Consider the following 7,195-nt stretch of genomic DNA (forward strand, 5'->3'; position numbering starts at 1 on the left):
TGGTCTGTCAACAACCCGTCACCATGATTTATTTGATGCTTTCGATCTTGCCCTGTGCCGTCTGCGCAGCGTTCGATCCGGCGTATTGCGACACGACCTGCTCGAACGTCTTCTTCGCGGCCGCCTTCTGGCCTTGCTCGAGCTGGTTCGTACCGATCGCGACGAGCGCGTCGGCCGCGCGCGGATGCTGCGGATACTTGCTCACGATCGCTTGCCACGTCGCGGTCGAGCCGCGGTAGTCGCGTAGCGCGTATTGCGCGTTGCCAAGCCAGTACTGCGCGGTCGGCTGGTACGGGCTCTGCGGATACTTCGCGATGAAACTGCGAAACGACGCGGCGGCAGCCTTGAAGTTGCCGTTGCGGAATTGCTGCTGCGCCGCGCTGAGCGCATCCGTTTCACCCGGCTGCACGGTGCCTTCGACACCATCGATCGTCGCCTGTTGCGGCTCGAACTTCTTGAGCCGCGTGTCGAGATCCTGGTAGTACTCCTTCTGCTGCCGCTCGAGCGTCGTCAGCCGGTTCGTCAGATCTTCGTTCTCGCCGCGCAGCGTCGCGACCTGCTGGTTCAGTTGGTCGATACGGCCGGATTGATCGAGGATCGTACGCTGGGCGGCCGACAACTGGCTGGACAGGTTGTCGCTCTTGCTGCGCAGATCGAGCACGGCGCGGCGCGCCTCGTTGTCGTCGAACATGCCGGCGTGCGCCGGCGCGGCCGACCACGCCGCGCCGACGACGCAGATTGCTGCGGTGATCCGCAGCCAGGATACACGGTGCGTCATACGGCAACTCTTCCGTTACTTACTGTTGGTAGACGAGGTCGGCGCGACGGTTCTGCGCCCACGATGCTTCGTCGTGACCCGATGCTTGCGGCTTTTCCTTGCCGAGGCTCACGGCTTCCATCTGCGAGTCGTTCACGCCGAGCAGTGCCATCGCGCGGCGGACAGCCTCCGCACGCTTCTGGCCCAGCGCGAGGTTGTACTCGCTCGTGCCGCGTTCGTCGGTGTTGCCCTGGATCAGCACGTGGCGCTGCGGGTGGCTCTTCAGGTACTGCGTGTGTTGCTGCAGCAGCGGCTGGTATTCGTCCTTCACCGAATAGCTGTCGAAGTCGAAGTAGATGCTGCGCTTCGCGAGCGGGCTGTTCGGGTCGTTCAGCGGATCGACGTTCACTTGTGCGACGTTGTCGGCGCTCGGTTGCGTGCTCATCGCGCCCGCGTTGGCCTTGTCGTCGAGCTTCACGCCCGACTTACACGCTGCGAGCGCGCTGATCGTCATCACGGCCAGGGCCAGACGAGCTTTGTTCGACATCATGGTTACTCTCCTTGTGGTCATTGCATGAAGGGCCCCCACGACGGCTCACGAACGGAGCCGCCCTGGACGGACAGGATCTGCGGCGGCGCGCTGCCGTCGGAGGGCACTGCTGCCAGCACGTTGCGACCACCCGACTGGGTAGCGTAAAGAAGGTACTGGCCGTTTGCCGCGAAGCTCGGCGATTCGTCGCGATTGGTATTCGTGATGGCGTTCGCCGCGCCGGTTTGCAGATCCTGAACGTACAGCTTGAACCCCCCACCCGTGCGGGAGATGTAGGCGAGCAGCTTGCCGTCCGGGCTGATGCGCGGGCTGGTGTTGTAGCTGCCGGTGAAGGTCACGCGTTGCGCGGAGCCGGCGCTTTCGCCTTGTGCGGGCATCCGGTAGATCTGCGGCGCGCCGCCGCGATCGCTCGTGAAATAGATCCAGCGGCCGTCCGGCGAGTAGAACGGCTCGGTATCGATCGAGCTGCTCTGCGTGAGCCGGCGCAGACCGCCGCCGTTCGCATTGACCGTATAGATTTGCGTATTCCCCGTCAGCGACAGCGCAACGGCCAGCGTGTTGCTGTCCGGCGACCACGCCGGCGCACTGTTGTTGCCCTTCTGGTCGGAGACGATGTAGCGGCGGCCGGTCGGCAGGTCATGGATATAGACGATCGGCTTCTTGCGCTCGAACGATACGTACGCGACCTTCGTGCCGTTTGGCGACCAGGCCGGCGAGATGATCGGCTCGCTGCTGGTCAGTGCGCTAATGGCGTTTTGGCCGTCGGAATCGGAGACCTGCAACTTGTACTTGTTGCCGATCTTGACCACATACGACAGGCGCGTGGCGAACACGCCGCGCGTGCCGAGTAGCTTCTGATAGATGTAGTCAGCGATCTGATGACCGGCCTTGCGCAGCGAGCCATCGTTTGCTGCCGTCAGCGACAGGCCGCCGAGGCTTTGCTGCTTCACGGTGTCGTACAGGATGAAGTTCACCTTGTACTGACCGTTGGCTTCGCGGTTCACGCTGCCAGCGACGAACGCGTTCGCGCCCTTGGCCTTCCAAGCGCCGAGATCGACCGATGCGGTCTCGGGCACGGGCGTGCTGCCCGCGTCGATATTGGTGAATTTGCCGCTGCGGGCGAGGTCGGCGCGGACGATCGACGTGACCTGCTGCGGCAGGCCCGCCTCGTTCGCGAAGTTCGCGGTGGCGATGGGGAACTGGGTCGAACCGACGCCGGTGATCAGCACGTTGACCTGCGCGTTAGCGGCGCCGCCGGCCGCAATCAGACACGAGGCCACGAGTGCCCTGAAACCTAGTTTCGTCATCAAACTCATGCTTCTTGCTTCCCATGTGACTTGGATCGCTGCGCAACCGCAGAGACAGTAAAAATACCCGATTCGTTCCCGTCCGGCAGCGACGCACGGAGTGTAAGCGCATTTGCGATCACTCCGCCGCCTTGAAGGTAATCGTAATGTCGGACGGGGTACGACCGTTAGAATCGGGCGGCAATGGGACCGACGCCTGAATCGCATTGACCACGGCTTGATCCCACCCCGAATTTCCGCTCGAACGGCGGATCGAAACGCTCAACACGTCGCCCGACGGCGTGCAGCGGATCGCGACGACCGTCGTCAGGCCTGCGCGCTCGCCGCCCCAGACGATGTTCGGCTTCACACGGCGACGCACCTTGTCGGGATAGCCGGGCGACGCGGCATTGCCGCCGGAGCCCGTCCCGGTACCGCTTTTCGCGAGGCCTTCACCGCCGCCTTCGCCGGCCCCGGACATGCCTTGCATCTGTGCGAGACGCGCGCTGCGCTCGCGGTCGAGCTTCGCCTTCGCCGCCGCGTCGGCCTTCGCGCGCGCCGTCGCTTCGGCCTTCGCCTTGGCCTGGGCTTCCGCCTTCGCCTTCGCGGCCGCGTCGGCCTTGGCCTTCGCCGCTTGCTGCGCTTCAAGTTGCGCCTGCTTCTGTTGCTGCAGTTTCTGCTGCTGGAGTTTCTGCTGTTCGAGCTTCTGCTGCTCCACGAGCTGTTGTTGCTTGAGCTTGTCCGCCTGCTTCTGTTTTTCGCGCTCGGCGGCCTTCTGCGCGGCGAGGGCAGCAGCCTGCTGGGCCGCCAACTGCTCGCGCCGCGTTTCTTCTTGCTGGGCCTTCAGTTGCTGCGCGCGGCGCTGCTGCTCGAGCAGCGCTTCGCGCGCGGCCGCTTCCTGTTGCCGTTTCTTCTGCTGCAGCGCGATGTCCGCCTGCTCGTCCCGCACCGGGGGAGGGGGAGGAGCGAGCTTTGCGGGCGGCGTCGGCGTGACGACGGGCCGCGGCGCGGGCACGTCGGGCACCTCGGTCCACAGTTCGGCTTCGGCGCCGGCCGGCGTGCTGTTCTGCCACTGCACGCCGTGATACAGGAACAACGCGAGCAGCACGTGCATCAGCGCAGCGAGCGCGAACGCGCGCCAGGTGCCGCGTTCGCGAGGGGGCTGAGACGGATAGGCGTTGCCGCGCGTGGATTGCTGCCGGTTCATTGCGATTTGACGAGGAGGCCGACGCGCTTGACGCCACGCGCCTTCAGGTCCGACATCACGGTCATGACGGCATCGTACTGCACGGTCTTGTCGGCCGCGATCACGACGGGCTGGTCGGGATGGTCAGCCTGCCGGGCCAGGATGAAGCTGTCGAGCTCGGCCTTGGTCATCGTGTCTTCCTGCGTCGCGCCGGAGTCGCCCTTGTACCTGACGCTCATCGTGCGGTCGGCCTTGATGTTGACGACGACCGGTGGCGTCTGTTCCTGGGGTGCGGCATTGCCGACGGTCGGCAGATTGATGATCGACGGGGCGACGAGCGGTGCCGTGACCATGAAGATCACGAGCAGCACCAGCATCACGTCGATGTACGGCACGACGTTGATGTCGGCCATCGCGCGGCGCGAGCGGCCGCCGCGCATGCTGGATCGAATGGGACTTCCTGCCATGGCGCGCTCCTTACTGGGCCTGACGCTGCAGGATGTTCGAGAACTCTTCGATGAAGGTCTCGAAGCGGATCGCGAGGCGGTCGATGTCGTGCGCGTAGCGGTTGTACGCAACCACCGCCGGAATCGCGGCGAACAGGCCGATCGCGGTGGCGACAAGCGCCTCGGCAATGCCCGGTGCGACGTTCGCGAGCGTCGCCTGCTGCACGTTCGCCAAGCCGCGGAACGAGTTCATGATCCCCCAGACGGTGCCGAACAGACCGATGTACGGACTGACCGAGCCGACCGACGCGAGGAACGCGAGGTTCGCTTCGAGCACGTCCATTTCGCGCTGGAACGACGCGCGCATCGCGCGGCGCGCGCCGTCGAGGACGAGGCCCGGGTCGCTGATGCGCTTTTCCTTCGCCTTCAGAAACTCACGCATCCCCGATTCGAAAATCCGCTCAAGCGCGCCGATCGTGTGGCGATTGTTGGCCGCGCTCTGATACAGCGCCTGCAGGTCACCGCCCGACCAGAAATCCCTTTCGAAGCGTTCGGTCTGCGCGCGTGCGCGGCGGATCGCGAACCACTTGCGGAAGATGAAGGTCCACGACATCAGCGACAGAAGCAGCAGCAGCCCCATCACGGCCTGGGCCAGCACGCTCGCGTTGAGGACGAGGGAAATGATCGACAGGTCTTGAGAAGTGTTCATAGAGGTTTGAGTAATGTCCCTTCGGGGATGTCCGGCGAGGGGGCACGGTATGCGTGTGGCGCGGCGCGCCGGCCTGGCCTGGCGCCGAACCTTGCTTAGTATCGATTCAGGAAGGCAAGTTCATAGGTTTTGTCTAAACGGTGCTCATCCGAGCTTCGTTGACAATACAGTCTGCCCGGCGTCGATGACGGGCCCGCGTTGCAGCGCGTCGAGCACGACCGGCGGGATTGCCGCGGGCCGGATGCCGGTTCGGTCGACGCAGCCGAGGCGGATGTGTCCGGCGACGAGCAGCGTGTCGCCACGCCAGGCTTCCTGCGTGAATTCCACGGATGCGCGGCCGATGCGTCCGGGCCGGCTCGTGATCGTCAGCGTGTCGTCGAGTCGCGCCGGTGCGCGGTAGTCGAGCGAGGTACTGCGGACGATGAAGATCGCGCCCGTGTCGTCGGCGAGCCGACGCTGGTCGATGCCGCACGCGCGTAGCCATTCGGTGCGGGCGCGCTCGAAGAATTTCAGGTAGTTGGCATAGAAGACGATGCCGCCTGCGTCGGTGTCCTCGTAGTACACGCGTACCGGCCAGGTGAAGCCGGAGTGCGCGTCCGGGGAGCGGGTAGGCTGAGTCATGGCGCGCATTTTACCGGAAGGCCGAGGCCCGATCCGTAACCGATTCGTAACGGAATGTAGTACGTCGTAGCACGCCGCGGGCCGGCCGGAACCGGGCCCGCGGCTGCGCTCGCCGTGTCAGCCGCGATGGATCGCGAGGCCGGCCGGGGCTTGGGCGACCGGCATCATTTCGATCGTGTTGATGTTGACGTGCGCGGGGCGCGTCGCGATCCAGTAGATCGTGTCGGCGATGTCCTCGGCCGTGAGCGGCTGGACGTTCTGGTAGACGTTCGCCGCCTTCGCATCGTCGCCGCGGAAGCGGACGTTCGAGAATTCCGTGCCGCCGCACAGGCCCGGCTCGATATCGGTGACGCGCAACGGCGTGCCGATCAGGTCGGCGCGCAGGTTCAGGCTGAATTGTCGGACGAAAGCCTTGGTCGCGCCGTATACGTTCCCGCCCGGATACGGATAGGTGCCGGCCACCGAACCCAGGTTGAAGATGTGACCGCGCCCGCGCTCGATCATGCCGGGCAGCAACGCATGGGTGACGGTCACGAGGCCCGAGCAATTCGTGTCGATCATGGTTTGCCACTCGTCGAGGCTGGCTTTGTGCGCAGGCTCGACGCCGAGCGCGAGACCGGCGTTGTTGACGAGCACGTCGAGCGCCGCGAATTCGGCGGGAAGGGCGGCCGGCACGGCTTCGACGGCGGCGCGGTCGCGCACGTCGAGCTCGAACGGCAGCAGTGCGTCGCCGAGTTCGGCCGCGAGCGCATCGAGACGATCCTTGCGGCGCGCGGTTGCGACGACACGGTGGCCGCCCTTGACGAAGGCACGGGCGATGGCGGCGCCGAAGCCGGCGGACGCGCCTGTGACGAACACGATCATTGCTGCTCCTGGTCGGTAACAAAGTAGCGGATGGTATCCCGCAAGCCTACTGAGATTGCGGCACCGCGGCAAGGCGCCAAAGCGCGTCGGCACGGGCACGTAAAGTCTGGCCCCCATTATTTCCGGGCGACTGCCGCGCGGTTGCCTATTCATGACGCATCCAATACACTAACGCGCTCATCACCCCTGCGTGACTGGCGATAGAACCCTTCGGGTTCAAGGTGGAGCATCCCACCGTGAAGCGCGGGGCGCCGTTTTTGCCGTTCGCCTGGGCAGCCGTTGTGCGCCGTTCGCGTGCATCGCCGGTGGCTGTCCTGCCTCGCGTCATACGGATTCTTCCGCCACGTCGGGCTGGTTCCGCCAGCAGCGCAATGTACTCGGCCACTCCGGTCAACCTGTACACACTTAACGGAAACCGTATGTTTGACAGAGCCCAAAGCACCATCGCGAACGTCGATCCCGAAATCTTTGCAGCGATCGAGCAGGAAAACCGCCGCCAGGAAGAGCACATCGAGCTGATCGCGTCGGAAAACTACACGAGCCCGGCCGTGATGGCCGCACAGGGCTCGCAGCTCACGAACAAGTACGCCGAAGGGTATCCGGGCAAGCGTTACTACGGCGGCTGTGAATACGTCGACGTGGTCGAGCAGCTGGCGATCGACCGCGTGAAGCAGCTGTTCGGCGCGGAAGCCGCGAACGTGCAGCCGAACTCGGGTTCGCAGGCGAACCAGGGCGTGTTCTTCGCGATGCTCAAGCCGGGCGACACGATCATGGGC

Annotated in this window: 8 protein-coding genes, 1 pseudogene and 1 riboswitch; of the genes and pseudogenes, 1 reads left to right on the plus strand and 8 read right to left on the minus strand. The window is 64.9% G+C overall.

Annotated features, from left to right (window positions below):
- Positions 1-28: 28 nt before the first annotated feature.
- The 8 genes from ybgF to HWX25_RS16595 form a co-directional block, all read right to left on the minus strand.
- Positions 29-778 (minus strand): tol-pal system protein YbgF, encoded by a 750-nt coding sequence (ybgF, locus tag HWX25_RS16560; protein ID WP_059535482.1) that lies wholly within the window; start codon positions 776-778, stop codon positions 29-31.
- A gap of 19 nt (positions 779-797) precedes the next feature.
- The gene (gene pal / locus HWX25_RS16565; protein ID WP_175909191.1) at positions 798-1,307 is read right to left on the minus strand and encodes a peptidoglycan-associated lipoprotein Pal; all 510 of its coding nucleotides are present in this window, start codon (positions 1,305-1,307) and stop codon (positions 798-800) included.
- Between the two features lie 17 nt (positions 1,308-1,324).
- Entirely contained in the window at positions 1,325-2,623 is a 1,299-nt protein-coding gene (tolB, locus tag HWX25_RS16570) for a Tol-Pal system beta propeller repeat protein TolB (protein ID WP_175909193.1), read from the minus strand.
- 109 nt (positions 2,624-2,732) lie between these two features.
- A complete protein-coding gene (gene tolA / locus HWX25_RS16575; protein WP_059820509.1) occupies positions 2,733-3,800 on the minus strand; it encodes a cell envelope integrity protein TolA in 1,068 nt (355 codons plus the stop codon).
- Positions 3,797-4,246, minus strand: coding sequence for a protein TolR (gene tolR, locus HWX25_RS16580; RefSeq protein ID WP_175909194.1), 450 nt, complete (start codon positions 4,244-4,246; stop codon positions 3,797-3,799). The genes tolA and tolR overlap by 4 nt, the downstream gene beginning before the upstream one ends.
- Positions 4,247-4,256: 10 nt before the next feature.
- Positions 4,257-4,934: a protein TolQ gene (gene tolQ, locus HWX25_RS16585; RefSeq protein WP_010091489.1), complete on the minus strand. Its 678-nt coding sequence runs from the start codon at positions 4,932-4,934 to the stop codon at positions 4,257-4,259.
- Positions 4,935-5,078: 144 nt separating this feature from the next.
- Positions 5,079-5,564 carry a tol-pal system-associated acyl-CoA thioesterase gene (gene ybgC, locus HWX25_RS16590; RefSeq protein WP_059820511.1) on the minus strand — a complete coding sequence of 162 codons (486 nt, stop codon included), beginning with the start codon at positions 5,562-5,564 and terminating at the stop codon, positions 5,079-5,081.
- Positions 5,565-5,672: 108 nt separating this feature from the next.
- Entirely contained in the window at positions 5,673-6,419 is a 747-nt protein-coding gene (locus HWX25_RS16595) for an SDR family NAD(P)-dependent oxidoreductase (protein ID WP_059535494.1), read from the minus strand.
- 180 nt (positions 6,420-6,599) lie between these two features.
- A riboswitch (ZMP/ZTP riboswitch) is annotated at positions 6,600-6,700 on the plus strand.
- Positions 6,701-6,838: 138 nt separating this feature from the next.
- On the opposite strand from HWX25_RS16595, the pseudogene glyA reads away from it, so the two are divergent.
- Positions 6,839-7,195, plus strand: a pseudogene (glyA, locus tag HWX25_RS16600) (serine hydroxymethyltransferase); the annotation flags it as partial.

It is taken from the genome of Burkholderia sp. BCC1640 (assembly GCF_902833125.1).
Taxonomy (GTDB): Bacteria; Pseudomonadota; Gammaproteobacteria; order Burkholderiales; family Burkholderiaceae; genus Burkholderia; species Burkholderia diffusa.

Excerpts from the sequence above, each read along its gene's own strand:
- ybgF (WP_059535482.1), bottom strand. The coding sequence starts at position 778 with ATGACGCACCGTGTATCCTGGCTGCGGATCACCGCAGCAATCTGCGTC.
- pal (WP_175909191.1), bottom strand. The coding sequence starts at position 1,307 with ATGATGTCGAACAAAGCTCGTCTGGCCCTGGCCGTGATGACGATCAGC.
- tolB (WP_175909193.1), bottom strand. The coding sequence starts at position 2,623 with ATGAGTTTGATGACGAAACTAGGTTTCAGGGCACTCGTGGCCTCGTGT.
- tolA (WP_059820509.1), bottom strand. The coding sequence starts at position 3,800 with ATGAACCGGCAGCAATCCACGCGCGGCAACGCCTATCCGTCTCAGCCC.
- tolR (WP_175909194.1), bottom strand. The coding sequence starts at position 4,246 with ATGGCAGGAAGTCCCATTCGATCCAGCATGCGCGGCGGCCGCTCGCGC.
- tolQ (WP_010091489.1), bottom strand. The coding sequence starts at position 4,934 with ATGAACACTTCTCAAGACCTGTCGATCATTTCCCTCGTCCTCAACGCG.
- ybgC (WP_059820511.1), bottom strand. The coding sequence starts at position 5,564 with ATGCGCGCCATGACTCAGCCTACCCGCTCCCCGGACGCGCACTCCGGC.
- HWX25_RS16595 (WP_059535494.1), bottom strand. The coding sequence starts at position 6,419 with ATGATCGTGTTCGTCACAGGCGCGTCCGCCGGCTTCGGCGCCGCCATC.